This is a genomic window from Streptomyces sp. DSM 116795 (assembly GCF_055792905.1).
On the sequence record NZ_CM147707.1, the window covers coordinates 5,895,443 to 5,912,627 of the forward strand.

Here is a 17,185-nt window from a genome sequence, read left to right on the forward strand (position 1 = left end):
GTGCACGTCGTACTCGCCGGTGGGGGCACCGCCGGCCATATCGAGCCCGCGCTCGCCCTCGCGGATGCTCTGCGCAGGCGGGACCCGACCGTGGGGATCACCGCGCTCGGAACCGAACGCGGCCTTGAGACACGCCTGGTGCCCGACCGCGGCTATCAGCTCGAACTCATCCCCGCCGTACCGCTGCCGCGCAAACCCACACCCGAACTGATCACCGTTCCCGGGCGTCTGCGCGGCACCATCAAGGCGGCCGAGCAGGTACTGGAGAGCACCAAGGCCGACTGCGTCGCGGGATTCGGCGGTTACGTGGCGCTCCCCGCCTATCTCGCGGCCAAGCGTCTCGGCGTCCCCATCGTCGTACACGAGGCCAACGCACGTCCCGGCCTGGCGAACAAGATCGGCTCGCGCTACACGCGCCATGTGGCGGTCTCCTCGCCCGACAGCAAGCTGCGCAACGCCCGCTACATCGGCATCCCGCTGCGCCGCGCGATCGCGACGCTCGACCGTGCCGCCGCCAGGCCACAGGCGCGCGCATCGTTCGGCCTGGACGCCGGCCTGCCGACCCTGCTCGTCACGGGCGGCTCGCAGGGCGCGCGCCGTCTCAACGAGGTTGTGCAGCACGCCGTACCGCACCTTCAGCGCGCGGGGATCCAGACCCTGCACGCGGTCGGACCGAAGAACGAACTGCCGCACCCGGACAACATGCCCGGAATGCCGCCCTATGTCCCGGTACCGTATGTCGACCGGATGGATCTCGCGTACGCCGCGGCCGACATGATGCTCTGCCGTGCGGGCGCGATGACCGTCGCGGAGCTGTCGGCGGTCGGGCTGCCGGCCGCCTACGTTCCGCTGCCGATCGGCAACGGCGAACAGCGGCTGAACGCACAGCCGGTCGTCAAGGCCGGCGGCGGACTGCTCGTCGACGACGCCGAACTGACGCCGGAGTGGATTCTGGGCAACGTACTTCCGGTGCTCAGCGATCCGCACCGGCTGCACGACATGGCGCGCGCCGCGGCGGAGTTCGGCCGGCCGGACGCCGACGAGCTTCTGGTCGGCATGGTGTACGAGGCGATCGCGGCACGCCGAGGGGCGTGAGAGAAGGCAGGGAAGCGTGGCCGGTTCCACGGGGCCGACGAAGAGCGCCGAGCGGCGCGGCAGGAGTTCGGCGGCCCGTCCGCCGGCGGACGCCGACTCCGGCCCGTCACCGTCCGGTTCGCGTGGCGCGCGGCCACGGGCGGGGGCGCGGATGGTCCGGCTGCGTGCCCTGCTCGTCGTCTGCGCGCTGGCGCTCGGCCTCACCGGTTTCGGTGCATGGGCCCTTTACGGGTCGAACTGGGTGCTTGTCGAACGTGTCTCCGTCAGCGGTGAAAAGGTGCTGACGGAGAAACAGGTGCGTGATGCGGCGCGTATTCCGGTTGGCACGCCGCTGCTGTCCGTCGACAGGGCCGCGGCCGAGCGCCGTCTCAAGTCCGCGCTTCCCCGTCTCGACGAGGTGCGCGTCCTGCGGGCCTGGCCCCACGGAATCGGTATCCAGGTGACCGAACGGAAGCCGGAAGCGGTCATGAAGCATGACGGGAAATTCGTCGAAGTGGACGTTGAAGGCGTGCGTTTCGACGTAGTTCCGGAGCAACCGAAGGGCGTTCCGCTTCTTGTGATGGAAGTTGAGCGCTCCGCGGGTCTGAGACACTTCGGCAAGGAACGCCTGCGCCGCGAAGCCGTCCGCGCCACCACCTTGCTTCCCGATTCCGTGGCGCGTGACACCCGTACGGTCCGGGTGCGTTCCTACGACTCCATCACACTGGAGTTGACCGGAGGCCGTACCGTGCTGTGGGGCAGTGGTGAACAGGGGAGCGCGAAGGCCGAGTCACTGACCGCGCTGATGAAAGCCGCCAAGGGCGCACGGCACTTCGACGTGAGTGTTCCCAGCGCCCCTGCGTCGTCAGGGAGTTGACGGGCGTCAGCGCAGGCCAGCACCCTGGATGACCACCCCTGGGCCTGATCACATAGGGTGAAAAGAAAAACGGGAGGTTCGGCGTGTTCGTTGAACACCCACCACTTGTCGACTTAGTGTCCGTTCCCAAGACTCCAGGGAAGACAGACACCGGTAACCCTAAACTTCAGACTTAGGGTTCGGGTCGACGTGGACCGCCCGACAGGGATACGTAACTCGAGGCGAGAGGCCTTCGACGTGGCAGCACCGCAGAACTACCTCGCAGTCATCAAGGTCGTCGGCATTGGCGGCGGTGGCGTGAACGCCATCAACCGGATGATCGAGGTCGGTCTCAAGGGCGTCGAGTTCATCGCGATCAACACCGACGCGCAGGCCCTGTTGATGAGCGATGCCGATGTCAAGCTCGATGTGGGCCGTGAACTGACACGCGGTCTGGGAGCAGGCGCCAACCCCGACGTGGGCCGCAAGGCAGCCGAGGACCACCGCGAGGAGATCGAGGAGGTCCTCAAGGGGGCCGACATGGTCTTCGTCACCGCCGGCGAGGGAGGTGGCACCGGCACCGGCGGCGCTCCCGTCGTCGCCAACATCGCCCGCTCGCTGGGCGCCCTGACGATCGGCGTCGTCACCCGCCCCTTCACCTTCGAGGGCCGCCGCCGCGCCAATCAGGCCGAGGACGGCATCGCGGGCCTGCGGGACGAGGTCGACACCCTCATCGTCATTCCCAACGACCGCCTGCTGTCCATCTCGGACCGCCAGGTCAGCGTGCTCGACGCGTTCAAGTCCGCGGACCAGGTGCTGCTCTCGGGTGTGCAGGGCATCACCGACCTCATCACCACCCCGGGGCTGATCAACCTCGACTTCGCAGACGTCAAGTCCGTGATGTCGGAGGCGGGTTCGGCCCTGATGGGCATCGGTTCGGCCCGCGGGGACGACCGCGCGGTGGCCGCGGCGGAGATGGCGATCTCCTCGCCGCTGCTGGAGGCGTCGATCGACGGTGCCAGAGGCGTGCTGCTGTCCATCTCGGGCGGCTCCGACCTCGGCCTGTTCGAGATCAACGAGGCCGCGCAACTGGTCAGCGAGGCGGCGCACCCCGAAGCCAACATCATCTTCGGTGCGGTGATCGACGACGCGCTCGGCGACGAGGTGAGGGTGACGGTCATCGCGGCGGGCTTCGACGGCGGACAGCCCCCGTCCAAGACCCGTGACAAGGCGCTGGGTTCACACTCCTCGAAGGACGAGTCGGCTTCGTCGGCAGGCTCCTTCGGCAGCAGCGACCCCGACGGCGACCGTCCCTCGTTCGGCGGCCTCGGCAGCGTCACCCCGCGCGAGAGCGAGCCCGAGCCGGTGGGCGAATCGCCCGGCGCGGGCCGCGACTCGCTTCCTCCGACGGTCCCGCCGGCCCGCCCGTACCAGGACAGCCAAGCCGAGGAACTGGATGTGCCGGACTTCCTGAAGTGATAGGCACGCACGACTCCACGAGCGGCGCGCACTTCGCATTCACCGACAGGTGGGGCGGGGTGAGCGCCGCTCCGTATGAGTCGCTCAATCTCGGTGGCAGGGTCGGCGACGACGCCGTGCACGTACGAGAGAACCGTTCGCGTGCCGCCGCCTCGCTCGGACTCGCCCCGGACCGAGTCGTCTGGATGCACCAGGTGCATGGGCGCGATGTCGCTCTGGTCAACGGCCCGTTCGGGGACGAGGCACCCCCGCTCGACGGCATCGTCACCCAGCGTCCCGCGCTCGCCCTCGCGGTGCTCACCGCCGACTGCACGCCGGTGCTGCTGGCCGATCCCGTCGCACGCGTCGCGGGCGCGGCGCACGCCGGGCGGCCCGGCCTGGTCGCCGGTGTCGTGCCCGCGCTCGTCGAGCGGATGCGGGGCCGCGGAGCGGCTCCGGAGCGAATCGTCGCCCGTACCGGGCCGGCCGTGTGCGGCCACTGCTACGAGGTGCCCGACGAGATGCGCGAGACCGTCGCCGAAGCGGTCCCCGAGGCTTACGCCACGACGAGTTGGGGCACCCCGTCGGTCGATGTGGCGGCCGGTGTACGGGCGCAGCTCGCAGCCTGCGGTGTCACAACTCTGGAACAGTCCGACGTGTGCACCATGGAGTCGGCTGATCACTTTTCGTACCGACGTGAAAAGACTACCGGTCGCCTCGCGAGCTATGTCTGGTTGGAGGCGAACTGAACCGTGACGGACCTCACGGCCCGTCAGGCCGAACTCGCAGAGAACCTCGCACGGGTGGAGGAGCGCATCGAGGGCGCTTGCGCCGCGGCCGGGCGCAGTCGTGACGAGGTCACTCTGATCGTCGTCACGAAGACCTATCCCGCCCGGGACGTACGGCTGTTGGCGGAGCTGGGTGTCAGGCACGTCGCCGAGAACCGGGACCAGGAAGCGGCGGCGAAGGCCGGCGAGTGCGCCGGCACCCCTGTGACATGGCACTTCGTGGGACAGCTCCAGACCAACAAGGTCCGCTCCGTTGCGGGTTATGCCGATGTGATCCACTCCGTCGACCGCACCCGGCTCGTCAACGCCCTGAGCAGCGCTGCGGGATATCACGGCCGCGACCTGGACTGCCTCGTCCAGGTCGCACTCGACGCGGAGTCAGAAACCGCCGGGGGACGGGGCGGTGCCGCACCGGAGTCCGTGGCGGGGCTCGGCGACGCCGTGGAAGCCGCCCAAGGCCTGCGGCTGGCAGGGGTGATGACCGTCGCACCGCTGACCGGGCCTTACGCGGGACGCCCGTCGGCCGCCTTCGAACGGCTGCGGGAAATCTCAACCGGCCTGTGTACAAGGCATCCTGCTGCAACCATGGTGTCAGCAGGGATGAGCTCGGATCTCGAAGAGGCCGTGGCCGCGGGGGCGACACATGTGCGCGTCGGCAGTGCGGTACTCGGAGAGCGACCCCGGCTCGGGTAACGTCGCCAACAAGTCGGACCACGGCACAAAATATGGTCATTTCCCCTTGGAAGACAGCAGGCGGACAGACCCGCCGGGATCCAGGCCACCGGTGACGGAGCCACGGGTCTCCCCACCGAAGGCGGGGGCCCACCACAGAGCGGAGGACGCAGAGAATGGCCGGCGCTATGCGCAAGATGGCGGTCTACCTCGGCCTCGTGGAGGACGATGGGTACGACGGCCCGGGTTTCGATCCCGACGACGAGTTCGAACCCGAACCGGAGCCCGAGAGGGACCGCCGGCGGCACGAGCCGCTGCAGTCGCACGACTCCCTGCAGAAGGACGAACCGGCCGAGCCGGTGCGCGTGATGCATCCTCCCGCCCAGCGGGAGAGGGAGCAGCCGTCTCCCCCGGCGATCGTCGAAAACGGACGATCCGGGAGAATTGCCCCCGTGGCATCCATCACACCTGAACGCCAGAGTCTGGAGAAGAGCGCCCCGGTGATCATGCCCAAAGTCGTGTCCGAACGGGAGCCGTACCGGATCACCACGTTGCACCCCCGTACGTACAACGAGGCCCGTACCATCGGGGAACACTTCCGCGAGGGTACCCCCGTGATCATGAACTTGACGGAGATGGATGATACGGACGCGAAGAGACTTGTCGACTTCGCAGCCGGTCTGGTCTTCGGTCTCCACGGGAGTATTGAAAGAGTGACGCAGAAGGTGTTCCTGCTGTCTCCTGCTAACGTCGATGTCACGGCGGAGGACAAGGCCCGCATCGCAGAGGGCGGGTTCTTCAACCAGAGCTGAAGACGCAAGGATCAACGGAACGGGCCGTAAGGTCACGCGAGAGCGCCCAACGAGGCGAGGGGAGAGGGAAGCGCAGTGAGTACCGCACTCGAGGTGGTCCAAGTCGCGCTGTACTGCTTCCTGCTCGTGTTGATCTTCCGACTGGTGATGGACTACGTCTTCCAGTTCGCCCGCTCATGGCAGCCCGGCAAGGCGATGGTGGTCGTTCTCGAAGCGACCTACACTGTCACTGATCCGCCACTCAAGTTGCTGCGGCGGTTCATCCCGCCGTTGCGCTTCGGGGGCGTGGCGCTCGACCTGTCCTTCTTCGTACTGATGATCATCGTCTACATCCTGATCAACGTCGTGGCCAGGCTGTGAACGATCGAAATGGTCTTGCCGACATGCCGACGAGTTACGTTGAGGTGAAGAGATGCCACTGACCCCCGAGGACGTGCGGAACAAGCAGTTCACGACCGTCCGCCTCCGAGAAGGTTACGACGAGGACGAAGTCGATGCCTTCCTGGACGAGGTCGAAGCCGAGCTGACGCGCCTGCTGCGCGAGAACGAGGACCTGCGCGCGAAGCTCGCCGCAGCGACCCGTGCCGCCGCGCAGAACCAGCAGCAGGGCGGGATGCGCAAGCCTGAGCCGCAGGACCGGCAAGGCGGGGGCCCCGTGCCCGCCGCCATATCAGGTCCGCAGCCGGTGCCGCCGGGTCAGCACGGCGGTCCTGGGCAGCACCCCGGCCAGCACCCGGGTCAGCACCCGGGCCACGGCCCGCAGCAGGGCATGGGCGGTCCGCCCCAGCTCCCCGGCGGGCAGCCGCAGCTTCCTGCCGGACCCGGCGGTCCTCAGGGCGGTCCCGGTGGCCCCATGGGTCCCGGCGGACCCCAGGGTGGCCCCGGCGGTCCGATGGGTCCCGGTGGCCCGCAGATGCCAGGTGGCGGCGGCGGGCAGAACAACGACAGCGCCGCTCGTGTGCTGTCGCTCGCACAGCAGACCGCCGACCAGGCCATTGCCGAAGCCCGTTCCGAGGCGAACAAGATCGTCGGTGAGGCGCGCAGCCGTGCCGAGGGTCTTGAGCGTGACGCCCGCGCCAAGGCGGACGCCCTTGAGCGGGACGCCCAGGAGAAGCACCGCGTCGCGATGGGCTCTCTCGAGTCCGCCAGGGCGACGCTGGAGCGCAAGGTCGAGGACCTGCGTGGCTTCGAGCGGGAGTACCGCACGCGTCTGAAGTCGTACCTGGAGAGCCAGCTGCGTCAGCTGGAGAACCAGGCGGACGACTCGCTGGCTCCGCCGCGTACGCCCGCCACGGCTTCTCTCCCGCCGTCCCCGTCGATGGCGGGAGCACCCGCCGGCGCGGGAGTCGGCAGCATGGGAGGCCACCAGTCCATGGGGGGCAACGGCCACAGCATGGGCGGTCACGGCGGTCCTCCGCAGGGCGGCCCGAGTTACGGCGGAGGACAGCAGCAGATGTCCCCGGCGATGACGCAGCCGATGGCGCCCGTACGTCCCCAGGGCGGCCCCGCGCCGCAGCAGGCTCCGTCACCGATGCGGGGCTTCCTGATCGACGAGGACGACAACTGATCGACTGACGGCGGATTCGCCGGCATAAGGCAAGGGCCGGGCCCGGAAGCCACTCGCTTCCGGGCCCGGCCCTTGCCCGTGTGCGGGGCGCGTGGGACCTGCTGCCGGTGGTCGGCCGGTTGTTGTCCCGTTGGGGGCGCACAGCGCTCTCAGGGGGCCGCGCGCCGGTTTCTACCCTCCGAGCTCCGCAGGCGTGCTCTCACTCCGTCAGCCGGACGCTCAGAGGCTTTTCGGCAGCGCTGCAGCGAGGTCCCCACGAAGGCCGTGCCCAAGCGGCGGCGAGGCCGCGGAGCGCCCGCTGTGCGGACGGCCTCCGCGGCCTCGCCGAGCCCCGTACGGGGCGTTCCGTCAGACCTTGCGGAGACGGAAGGTGAGGGAGAGCGACTCGTCCTCGAAGGGTGCGCCGAAGGAGGGCTCCCCAGTGCTCTCGTCGGTACCGGCGGGGGTGAACTCCGTCGCTAGGACTTCGTCGGAGATCAGCGCGGAGTGGTCCACGAGTGCCCTCTCGACCTCCTCGTCCGTCGAGGACCAGCGCAGCTCGATGCGGTCCGCGACGTCGAGGCCCGAGTTCTTGCGGGCCTCCTGGATGAGGCGGATCGCGTCCCGCGCGAGGCCCGCGCGGCGCAGGTCGGGCGAGATCTCCAGGTCGAGGGCGACCGTGGCTCCCGAGTCGGACGCGACGGACCAGCCCTCACGCGGGGTCTCGGTGATGATCACTTCCTCCGGCGAGAGCGGCACGTGCTCCCCGTCCACCTCGACCACGGCTGTGCCCTCGCGGAGGGCCGAGGAGAGGGCAGCGGCGTCCGCGCTGGCGATCGCCTGGGCCACGCCCTGGGTGCCCTTGCCGAAACGGCGGCCCAGGGCACGGAAGTTGCCCTTGGCCGTGGTGTCCACCAGCGAGCCGCCGACCTCCGAAAGGGAGGCGAGCGCGGTGACGTTGAGCTCCTCGGTGATCTGGTTGCGCAGGTCGGGCGAGAGCGTCTCGAAGCCGTGCGCGGCGACGAGCGCCCGGGAGAGGGGCTGACGTGTCTTGACGCCCGACTCCGCGCGGGTCGCACGCCCCAACTCGACCAGCCGGCGCACCAGAAGCATGTCCTGGGACAGCTCCGGATCGACCTTGTCCAGGTCCGCCTCGGGCCAGTCGGCAAGGTGCACCGAGTCCGGCGCCCCGGGCGTGACCGGGACGATCAGGTCCTGCCACACGCGCTCGGTGACGAACGGCACGATGGGGGCCATCAGACGCGTCACCCGCTCCAGGGTGTCGTGGAGGGTGCGCATCGCTGCCGGGTCGCCCTGCCAGAAGCGGCGCCGGGAGCGGCGTACGTACCAGTTGGACAGGTCGTCGACGAAGGTCGAGAGCAGCTTGCCGGCGCGCTGGGTGTCGTAACCCTCCATGGCGACCGTCACCTGGTCGACCAGCGCGTGGAGTTCGCTCAGCAGCCAGCGGTCCAGCAGCGGCCTGGTGTCGGGCGCCGGGTCCGATTCGGACGGCGACCAGCCGGACGTGCGGGCGTACAGGGCCTGGAAGGCCACGGTGTTCCAGAACGTCAGCAGCGTCTTGCGTACGACTTCCTGGATCGTGCCGTGCCCCACGCGCCGGGCCGCCCACGGCGAGCCGCCGGCAGCCATGAACCAGCGCACCGCGTCCGCCCCGTGCTGATCCATCAGTGGGATCGGCTCCAGGATGTTGCCAAGGTGCTTGGACATCTTGCGGCCGTCCTCGGCGAGGATGTGGCCGAGGCAGACCACGTTCTCGTACGAGGACTTCTCGAAGACCAGGGTGCCGACGGCCATCAGCGTGTAGAACCAGCCGCGGGTCTGGTCGATCGCTTCGGAGATGAACTGCGCCGGATAGCGCTTCTCGAACAACTCCTTGTTCTTGTACGGGTATCCCCACTGCGCGAAGGGCATCGAGCCCGAGTCGTACCAGGCGTCGATGACTTCGGGGACGCGCGTCGCCTCCAGCGCGCAGCCCTCGGCGGGGCAGCCGAAGGTGACCTCGTCGATGTACGGGCGGTGCGGGTCGAGCGCCGACTGGTCGCGTCCCGTCAGTTTCGTCAGCTCCGCCAGTGAGCCGACGCACGTCAAGTGGCCTTCCTCGCAGTGCCAGACGGGGAGCGGCGTGCCCCAGTAGCGGTTGCGGCTGAGCGCCCAGTCGATGTTGTTGTCGAGCCAGTCGCCGTAGCGGCCGTGCTTGACCGACTCCGGATACCAGTTGGTGAGTTCGTTCTGCTCCAGCAGCGCGTCCTTGATCCGGGTCGTGCGGATGTACCAGGACGGCTGTGCGTAGTAGAGCAGGGCCGTGTGGCAGCGCCAGCAGTGCGGATAGCTGTGCTCGTACGGCATGTGCCGCAGCAGCAGGTTGCGGGCGTCGAGATCGGCGACGAGGGCCTCGTCGGCCTTCTTGAAGAACTGCCCCTCCACCAGGTGCAGTCCGGCCTCGAAGGTGCCGTCCGGACGGACCGGATTGACCACCGGCAGGCCGTAGGCGCGGCAGGTGCGCATGTCGTCCTCGCCGAAGGCGGGGGCCTGGTGGACCAGGCCGGTGCCGTCCTCGGTGGTCACGTACTCGGCGTTGACGACGAAGTGCGCGCCCTCCATCTCCACGATGTTGAACGGGCGTTCGTAGCTCCAGCGCTCCATCTCGGCGCCGGTGAAGTGCTGTCCGGTCGCCTCCCAGTCTTCGCCCAGCGCCTTGCCGAGCAGCGGTTCGGCGACGACGATCTTCTCCAGGCCGTTCGTCGCGACGACGTAGGTGACCTCCGGGTGGGCCGCGACCGCGGTGTTGGACACCAGCGTCCAGGGAGTGGTCGTCCACACCAGGAGCGACGCCTCTCCGGCCAGCGGTCCCGACGTCAGCGGGAAGCGTACGTAGACCGACGGGTCGACGATCGTCTCGTATCCCTGGGCCAGTTCGTGGTCCGACAGCCCGGTGCCGCACCGCGGGCACCAGGGAGCGACGCGGTGGTCCTGTACGAGCAGCCCCTTCTCGAAGATCTGCTTCAGGGACCACCAGACCGACTGCACGTACTCCGGGTCCATGGTGCGGTACGCGTCGTCCATGTCGACCCAGTAGCCCATGCGCGTCGTCAGCTCGGCGAAGGCGTCGGTGTGCCGTGTGACGGACTCCCGGCAGCGGGCGTTGAACTCCGCGATGCCGTAATTCTCGATGTCCTGCTTGCCGTTGAAGCCCATCTCGCGCTCGACGGCCAGCTCGACCGGGAGGCCGTGGCAGTCCCAGCCGGCCTTGCGCGCGACGTGGTATCCGCGCATGGTGCGGAAGCGCGGGAAGACGTCCTTGAAGACGCGGGCCTCGATGTGGTGCGCGCCCGGCATACCGTTGGCGGTCGGCGGACCTTCGTAGAAGACCCACTCGGGGCGCCCCTCGGACTGTTCGAGGGTACGGGCGAAGACCTTCTGGTCCCGCCAGAAGTCGAGCACGGCGTGCTCAAGGGCGGGCAGGTCTACCTGGGCTGGCACCTGGCGGTACTGCGGCATCGGAACTTCCTCCGGCGGACATCTCAGCTTCCGTCGGAGGGACGAGATCGCCTGCCTGAACGGCGGCGGACCCGCGGTACCACCCTCCTTGGCAGCGGACCGTGGGTCCACTGCCCCCTCATTTGAGGTGCACTGCCGGTTCTACTCGCGCCGGTCGCAACCGGTGCTTTCTTCCGGCGGCTCCGGGGTGATGTTCACGCCGTGCAGACCCCTGGGCTCACACCGTCCCCAGGTCGCTCGTGGCTGCGTACCCGACGCTACTCGTCCCCTTCATCGCCTGTCGCTCAGCCCAGTGTACGGGGCTCCGCGGGCTGTGGCGGGGCGGTTTTCGCAGGGCCGGGCGGGGCACAACGGATTGGAGACCGGCGTGCCCCCGTTGTCGAGCGTTCGGAGTCGATTTATCGTTCCGGTCACGTTTCGCGAGCAAGATCACAATATGTGAAGGGGCCACGGCCATGGTGGCGAGAGGATCTGCCGCGAGTTCCCCGGCAGCTGCTGACAAGTCCACGAAGAAGGCCGCGGCCACGAAGAAGACCTCTGCGGCCGGCAAGACCGCACCGAAGAAGACGGCGAAGAAGACGGCGGCCAAGAAGACGGCAAAGAAGGCCGCACCGAAGAAGACCGCGCAGAAGGTCACAGCAGGGGAGACCGGGAGGACGGCGGAGGGGGAGGCGCCCGCGAAGAAGACCGCATCGAAGAAGAGCGCGGCGAAGAAGACCGCGGCGAAGAAGGCGGCGGCGAAGAAGACGGCCGCCAAGAAGACGGCAGCGAAGAAGACCGCACCGAAGAAGACGGCGGCGAAGAAGACCCCGGCGAAGAAGACGGCGGCGCCGGGGCGCGCCGCTCACAAGACCACGGCGAAGAAGCAGACGACAGGAGCCGACAAGGTGGCGAAGAAGACTCCGGTGGCGAAGGCCGAGAAGGTTCCCACAGCACGCGCGGTCGCCGCCCCGGCGGAACCGGGCGAACTCGCCGTACGGGCCGGTGAGGAGCCGTGGACGCAGCAAGAGGTGGAGGATGCCCGCAGCGAACTGCAGAGCGAGGCGCAGCGGCTGCGTGACGAGCTCGTCGCCTCCGGGGAAGCGCTGGACGGGCTGATGCGCGACTCCGGTGACGGAGCCGGGGACGACGACGCCGACACCGGCACCAAGAACATCACCCGCGAGCACGAGATGGCGCTCGCGGCCAACGCCCGCGAGATGCTCTACCAGACCGAACGGGCCATCGAGCGGCTCGACGCCGGTACGTACGGCCTCTGCGAGAACTGCGGCAATCCGATCGGCAAAGCCCGGATGCAGGCGTTCCCGCGGGCGACGCTGTGTGTGGAGTGCAAGCAGCAGCAGGAGCGGCGCTAGTTGCCGCAGGAGGGGCGGGAGGGGGGTGAAGGGGGCGTCGGCCGTCCTCATATGTCGTACCCTCGTCGGGTGACAGAGGTGGAGCGGACTATCGGTACTCCTGACGGGACCACGGATGAGCCCGCCGACGGAGCTCGCGGCGAAGGTGTGCAGGAAGAGGTAGCAACCGCCTCACGTGGCAGGCGGCGGGTCGGTGTGCTGATCACGGTGGCCGCCATCGCCTACGCGCTCGACCTGATCAGCAAGCTGGTCGTGGTCGCCGTCCTTGAGCAGCACGCCCCGATCCAGGTGATCGGCACGGTGCTCCAGCTGGACGTCGTACGGAACAGGGGCGCGGCCTTCGGCATCGGCGAGGCCCTGACCATCGTGCTCACGGCGATCGCCGCCGTGGTGATCGTGGTCATCGCGCGGATCGCGAGGCGGCTCTACAGCGCTCCCTGGGCGATCGCGCTCGGCCTGTTGCTGGGCGGCGCGTTCGGGAATCTCACCGACCGCGTGTTCCGCTCGCCCGGCGTCTTCCAGGGTGCCGTCGTCGACTTCATCGCGCCCACGCACTTCGCGGTCTTCAACCTCGCGGACTCGGCGATCGTGTGCGGGGGCATCCTGATCGTGATCCTCTCCTTCCGCGGCCTCGACCCGGACGGGACCGTCCACCGGGACTGACCGGCCGGCAGCACGCGGCGACGGAGAGCACCCGGGCGTCCGGCATACTCGATCGGGTGAGCACGATCCCCGAAATCCGCACCCTGCCCGTGCCGGACGGCCTGGAGGGCGAGCGCGTCGACGCCGCCATCTCCCGGATGTTCGGCTTTTCCCGCACCAAGGCCGCCGAACTGGCCGCCAACGGCAAGGTGTTGCTGGACGGCGCCGAGGCCGGCAAGTCGGACCGGGTGCACGGCGGGGCGTGGCTGGAGGTGGAGCTGCCGCCTCCGCCCGAGCCGGTACGGATCGTGGCCGAGCCCGTGGAGGGCATGACCGTCGTCCACGACGACGCCGACGTCGTGGTGGTCGACAAGCCGGTAGGCGTCGCGGCGCATCCCAGCCCGGGGTGGAGCGGCCCCACCGTGATCGGCGGGCTCGCCGCAGGCGGATACTCGATCGCGACCTCGGGTGCCGCCGAGCGGCAGGGGATCGTGCACCGGCTGGACGTGGGCACGTCCGGGCTGATGGTCGTCGCCAAGTCCGAGCGCGCGTACGCGCTGCTCAAGCAGCAGTTCCGGGAGCGGACCGTCGACAAGCGGTATCACGCGCTCGTACAGGGGCATCCGGATCCGCTGAGCGGCACGATCGACGCCCCGGTCGGGCGGCATCCCCAGCACGACTACAAGTGGGCGGTCACCGCCGAGGGCAAGCCGTCCGTCACGCACTACGACCTCATCGAGGCGTTCCGCGCGGCCAGCCTGCTCGACATCAAGCTGGAGACCGGGCGTACGCACCAGATCCGCGTGCACATGTCCGCGCACCGCCACCCGTGCGTCGGCGACCTCACCTACGGTGCCGACCCGACGCTCGCCAAGCGGCTGCGGCTGGAGCGGCAGTGGCTGCATGCCGTGCGGCTCTCCTTCGAGCACCCTTCCGACGGGCGGTGGGCGGAGTACGAGAGCGACTACCCGGAGGATCTTCAGCGGGCGCTGGATCTGGTGCGGGCGGAGAGCACGTAGACGTGGACCAGCTCGCACTGCTCTTCGCCTTGCTGCTCGGGGCCGTCCTCACGGTCCCGCTCGGGGACCGGGTCGGCGTGCCGGGGCCGGTGCTGATGACGCTGCTTGGCGGTGTCCTTGCGCTGCTGCCGTTCGTGCCGGACGTCCAGATCCCGCCGGAGTTCATCCTGCCGCTGGTGCTGCCGCCGCTGCTGTACGCGGCCGTGCACCGTACGTCCTGGCGTCAGTTCGCCGCGAACAAGCGGCCGATCTTTCTGCTGGCGGTGGCGCTGGTCTTCGTGACGACCGCGGTGGTCGCAGCGGTGGCCCACGCGCTGGTGCCGGGGCTCGGCATAGCCGCCGCCGTCGCGCTGGGCGCGCTGGTCGCGCCGCCCGATCCTGTCGCCGCGACGACCGTCGCGGGGCAGCTGGGGCTGCCGCGGCGGCTGGTGTCCATCCTGGAGGGCGAGGGCCTCTTCAACGACGTCACGGCGATCACGCTCTACCACGTCGCCGTCGCGGCAGCCGTCACCGGTACGTTCTCGCTTCCCGGCGCCGCGGGGGAGCTGGTTCTCTCCGCGGTCGTCGCCGTCGTGGTCGGACTGGCGCTGGGGTGGGCCGCGAACAAGCTTTCCGGGTTCCTCGCGGACGCGACGCTGCAGACGGGGCTGACGCTGCTGGTGCCCTTCGCCTCGTACGTACTGGCCGAGGAACTGCACGGTTCCGGTGTGCTGGCCGTACTGATGACCGCGCTCTATCTCTCCTCCGGGCGGGCCGTGGACGCGGACGACGTGCAGGGGCGGCTGGTCGGGCAGAGCTTCTGGTCGATCGTCGACACACTCGTCACGGGAGTCGCGTTCGGGCTCATCGGGCTCGAACTGGCCGTGGTCGTGGGCCCCGTGAGCGGACGCTGGGGCGAACTGCTCCCGGCGGCGCTCGCCGTGATCGCGGCCGTGGTCGTGCTGCGGCTGCTGTGGCTGCTGCCGGCGGCGTGGCTGGCGAAGCGGCTGCACCGGCGCAAGGACCTGGACGAGGACATCCCGCTCAACTGGCGTGAGACGACGGTCGTCTGGTGGGCCGGGATGCGGGGCGTGGCATCGGTGGCGCTGGCGCTCGCCGTGCCGCTGACCATCGAGGGCGGCGGGAGCTTCCCCGAACGGGACGCCATTCTCTTCATAGCCTTCGCCGTCGTGCTGGCCACGCTCGTGATCCAGGGTCTGACCCTGCCGTGGCTCGTGAGACTGCTGCACGTACGCGCGGACAGCGCCGCCGAGCGGGAGTTGGAGCGGCAGCTCGCGCTGCGGTGCGCGAAGGCGGCGCGAGGGCGGCTGCGGGAGATCGAAGCGGTCGAGGATCTTCCCGAGGAGGTCTCCGAGGCGCTGCTGCGGCGTGCCCACGACGTGGGTGCGCGCATATCGCCGGACATCGTGGACGAGGAACGGCGCGAGGCGCACTCGAAGCGGACGGCCCGGATGAAGAAGGTCCACCGGCTCAACGGCGAGCTGCTGTCCGCCGCCCGGCACGAGATCCTCGCCGCGCGCAGCGAGGCGGGCGTCGACCCGGAGGTGTGCGACCGCGTGCTGCACCAGCTTGATCTGCGCAGTTTCCGCGTCTGACGCTCCGACGGCGTGAAGCTCCGGAAATGTGAAGCTCTGAGGCGGCGAAGCTCCCTCAGGAGAGCCTGTTCTCCCGGTGATTGCTGTTCTCAGCGTGCCCGTTGGAGTGCACGCCGGCATCGGCGGCAGCGCTGCCCGCGGAGGAGACACGGATGCCGGGAAACGCGTAGGGGTGCTCGCGCTGAAGCCAGTCGAGCAGCTGCTCGCGCAGGTCGCAGCGGAGCGTCCACAGGTCGTCGGACGTACGCGCCGAGACCGCGGCGCGCACCTCGATCGTGCTGGGTGTCGTGTCGGTGACGACGAGGCTCCAGTTACGGCCGTCCCAGTAGTCGTTCGCCCGCACCAGCTCCTCCGTCCGCTTGCGCAGCTCCGCGACCGGGGCGGAGTGATCGAGCTGGAGGAAGACGGTGCCGGTCATCTGCGGGCCGCCGCGGGACCAGTTCTCGAACGGCTTGCTGGTGAAGTACGAGACGGGCATCGTCACTCGCCGCTCGTCCCATGTGCGGATCACCAGATAGGAGACGGTGATCTCGTCGACGGTCCCGAACTCGCCGTCCACCACGACCTCGTCGCCGATGCGCACCATGTCGCCGAAGGCGATCGAAAGCCCCGCGAAGAGATTGCCCAGGGTGGCCTGGGCGGCGATACCGGCGACGATCCCCAGCACACCCGCGGAGGCGAGCATCGATGTGCCCAGCGTCTTCATGGCGTCGAACTGAAGGAGGATGGCGGAGGCGGCGATGACGACCACGACCGTGGTGACCAGCCGCTGGATCAGCGTGAGCTGGGTCTTCACACGCCTGGCGCGCGCCGGGTCGTGCGCCACGCCCGCGTACCGCACGGTGGTCGTCTCCACGATGCCGGCGAGGATCCTCAGGATCAGCCACGCCGTGGCCGCGATGAGGATGATGTGCAGCCACAGGTTGACGGTCGGGCGATAGCTGCGGGCGATCTCGGCCTGGTCGTAGAAGATGTTGAGCAGAGCCACGAAGACGACGGCCTGAAGGGGCACGCGCCCGCGCCGCAGCAGCCCCCACAGCGGGGTCTCCGGATGGCGGGCGTCGATGCGGCGCAGCAGCCGGTCGACGGCCCAGGCGACGACGAACGCGAGCACGATCGCACCGCCGAACACGATGAGCGGCCGTAGCACGTTCTCCATGGCGGGTGACTCCTCGGGGATTGACGGGCTCTGCCGACCGTACCTGCCACCATGTGCGGGGGCCCGGCCCGGAACGGGCCCACCGGCGCTATGTGAGGGAAGTGACATTTTGGCCACCGTCGTGCTGTTCCACTCCGCCTACGGACTGCGACCCGCCGTGCACAAGGCGGCGGACCGGCTGCGGGCCGCCGGGCACGAGGTGCACACGCCCGACCTCTTCGACGGGCGTACTGCCGGCACCGTCGAAGAGGGGATGGTGCTGAAGGACGAGATCGGCAGGGACGAGCTGCTGATGCGGGCCGTGACCGTGACGGCCCCGCTCTCCGAACGCGGCCTGGTCTACGCGGGCTTCTCCCTCGGCGGTTCGATCGCCCAGAACCTTGCCCTCGCCGACGACCGCGCCCGTGCGCTGCTGCTTCTGCACGGCACCTCGGACCTTGCCGAGGACGCGGCCGTGGACGATCTCCCCGTACAGCTGCACGTCGCCGAACCGGACGCGTTCGAGCCGGACGACTGGCTGAACGCGTGGTATCTGCAGATGCGGCGGGCGGGTGCGGACGTCGAGATCTTCCGGTACGCGGGAGCGGGCCATCTCTTCACCGACGAGGATCTGGACGATCACGAACCGGAGGCGGCCGAGCGCACCTGGCGCACGGTGCTGGGCTTCCTCGACAGCGTGGGCTGACTCAC

15 protein-coding genes are annotated in these 17,185 nt (G+C 69.2%); 13 read left to right on the forward strand and 2 right to left on the reverse strand.

Annotation, left to right across the window (positions count from 1 at the left end; all coding sequences use genetic code 11):
- The 8 genes from murG to ACSMXX_RS25435 all read left to right on the forward strand — a co-directional run bounded on the left by murG (window position 1) and on the right by ACSMXX_RS25435 (window position 7,227).
- Entirely contained in the window at window positions 1-1,095 is a 1,095-nt protein-coding gene (gene murG, locus ACSMXX_RS25400) for an undecaprenyldiphospho-muramoylpentapeptide beta-N-acetylglucosaminyltransferase (protein ID WP_473181006.1), read from the forward strand.
- 151 nt (window positions 1,096-1,246) lie between these two features.
- On the forward strand, window positions 1,247-1,951 hold the full coding sequence (locus ACSMXX_RS25405; RefSeq protein ID WP_473181007.1) for a cell division protein FtsQ/DivIB: 705 nt from the start codon (window positions 1,247-1,249) through the stop codon (window positions 1,949-1,951).
- A gap of 237 nt (window positions 1,952-2,188) precedes the next feature.
- Window positions 2,189-3,409 carry a cell division protein FtsZ gene (gene ftsZ, locus ACSMXX_RS25410; protein WP_473181008.1) on the forward strand — a complete coding sequence of 407 codons (1,221 nt, stop codon included), beginning with the start codon at window positions 2,189-2,191 and terminating at the stop codon, window positions 3,407-3,409.
- The gene (pgeF, locus tag ACSMXX_RS25415; protein WP_473181009.1) at window positions 3,406-4,137 is read left to right on the forward strand and encodes a peptidoglycan editing factor PgeF; all 732 of its coding nucleotides are present in this window, start codon (window positions 3,406-3,408) and stop codon (window positions 4,135-4,137) included. Before ftsZ ends, pgeF begins: the two co-directional genes overlap by 4 nt.
- 3 nt (window positions 4,138-4,140) lie before the next feature.
- The gene (locus ACSMXX_RS25420; protein ID WP_473181010.1) at window positions 4,141-4,869 is read left to right on the forward strand and encodes a YggS family pyridoxal phosphate-dependent enzyme; all 729 of its coding nucleotides are present in this window, start codon (window positions 4,141-4,143) and stop codon (window positions 4,867-4,869) included.
- Window positions 4,870-5,024: 155 nt separating this feature from the next.
- Entirely contained in the window at window positions 5,025-5,660 is a 636-nt protein-coding gene (locus tag ACSMXX_RS25425; RefSeq protein ID WP_473181011.1) for a cell division protein SepF, read from the forward strand.
- Between the two features lie 75 nt (window positions 5,661-5,735).
- Complete coding sequence (locus ACSMXX_RS25430) at window positions 5,736-6,020, forward strand: YggT family protein (RefSeq protein ID WP_028435711.1); 285 nt, start codon at window positions 5,736-5,738, stop codon at window positions 6,018-6,020.
- Window positions 6,021-6,072: 52 nt separating this feature from the next.
- A complete protein-coding gene (locus ACSMXX_RS25435; RefSeq protein WP_473181012.1) occupies window positions 6,073-7,227 on the forward strand; it encodes a DivIVA domain-containing protein in 1,155 nt (384 codons plus the stop codon).
- Window positions 7,228-7,575: 348 nt separating this feature from the next.
- On the opposite strand, the gene ileS is transcribed toward ACSMXX_RS25435, so the two are convergent.
- The gene (ileS, locus tag ACSMXX_RS25440) at window positions 7,576-10,725 is read right to left on the reverse strand and encodes an isoleucine--tRNA ligase (protein WP_473181013.1); all 3,150 of its coding nucleotides are present in this window, start codon (window positions 10,723-10,725) and stop codon (window positions 7,576-7,578) included.
- A gap of 455 nt (window positions 10,726-11,180) precedes the next feature.
- Between ileS and ACSMXX_RS25445 the strand changes: the two genes are divergently transcribed.
- The 4 genes from ACSMXX_RS25445 to ACSMXX_RS25460 all read left to right on the forward strand — a co-directional run bounded on the left by ACSMXX_RS25445 (window position 11,181) and on the right by ACSMXX_RS25460 (window position 15,336).
- On the forward strand, window positions 11,181-12,080 hold the full coding sequence (locus ACSMXX_RS25445; RefSeq protein WP_473181014.1) for a TraR/DksA family transcriptional regulator: 900 nt from the start codon (window positions 11,181-11,183) through the stop codon (window positions 12,078-12,080).
- 69 nt (window positions 12,081-12,149) lie between these two features.
- Window positions 12,150-12,743, forward strand: coding sequence for a signal peptidase II (lspA, locus tag ACSMXX_RS25450; RefSeq protein ID WP_473181015.1), 594 nt, complete (start codon window positions 12,150-12,152; stop codon window positions 12,741-12,743).
- A 56-nt stretch (window positions 12,744-12,799) separates the two neighbouring features.
- A complete protein-coding gene (locus ACSMXX_RS25455; protein WP_473181016.1) occupies window positions 12,800-13,741 on the forward strand; it encodes an RluA family pseudouridine synthase in 942 nt (313 codons plus the stop codon).
- Window positions 13,742-13,743: 2 nt separating this feature from the next.
- Window positions 13,744-15,336, forward strand: a complete 1,593-nt coding sequence (locus tag ACSMXX_RS25460) for a Na+/H+ antiporter (RefSeq protein WP_473181017.1) — start codon at window positions 13,744-13,746, stop codon at window positions 15,334-15,336.
- Between the two features lie 55 nt (window positions 15,337-15,391).
- Here the strand turns inward: ACSMXX_RS25460 and ACSMXX_RS25465 are convergent, their stop codons facing one another.
- Complete coding sequence (locus ACSMXX_RS25465) at window positions 15,392-16,495, reverse strand: mechanosensitive ion channel family protein (protein WP_473181018.1); 1,104 nt, start codon at window positions 16,493-16,495, stop codon at window positions 15,392-15,394.
- A 109-nt stretch (window positions 16,496-16,604) separates the two neighbouring features.
- Between ACSMXX_RS25465 and ACSMXX_RS25470 the strand changes: the two genes are divergently transcribed.
- Window positions 16,605-17,180, forward strand: a complete 576-nt coding sequence (locus tag ACSMXX_RS25470; RefSeq protein WP_473181019.1) for a dienelactone hydrolase family protein — start codon at window positions 16,605-16,607, stop codon at window positions 17,178-17,180.
- Window positions 17,181-17,185: the final 5 nt, after the last annotated feature.

Coding starts and splice junctions, on each gene's coding strand:
- ACSMXX_RS25405 (WP_473181007.1), top strand. CDS start 1,247: ATGGTCCGGCTGCGTGCCCTGCTCGTCGTCTGCGCGCTGGCGCTCGGC.
- ACSMXX_RS25425 (WP_473181011.1), top strand. CDS start 5,025: ATGGCCGGCGCTATGCGCAAGATGGCGGTCTACCTCGGCCTCGTGGAG.
- ACSMXX_RS25435 (WP_473181012.1), top strand. CDS start 6,073: ATGCCACTGACCCCCGAGGACGTGCGGAACAAGCAGTTCACGACCGTC.
- ileS (WP_473181013.1), bottom strand. CDS start 10,725: ATGCCGCAGTACCGCCAGGTGCCAGCCCAGGTAGACCTGCCCGCCCTT.
- ACSMXX_RS25445 (WP_473181014.1), top strand. CDS start 11,181: ATGGTGGCGAGAGGATCTGCCGCGAGTTCCCCGGCAGCTGCTGACAAG.
- ACSMXX_RS25465 (WP_473181018.1), bottom strand. CDS start 16,495: ATGGAGAACGTGCTACGGCCGCTCATCGTGTTCGGCGGTGCGATCGTG.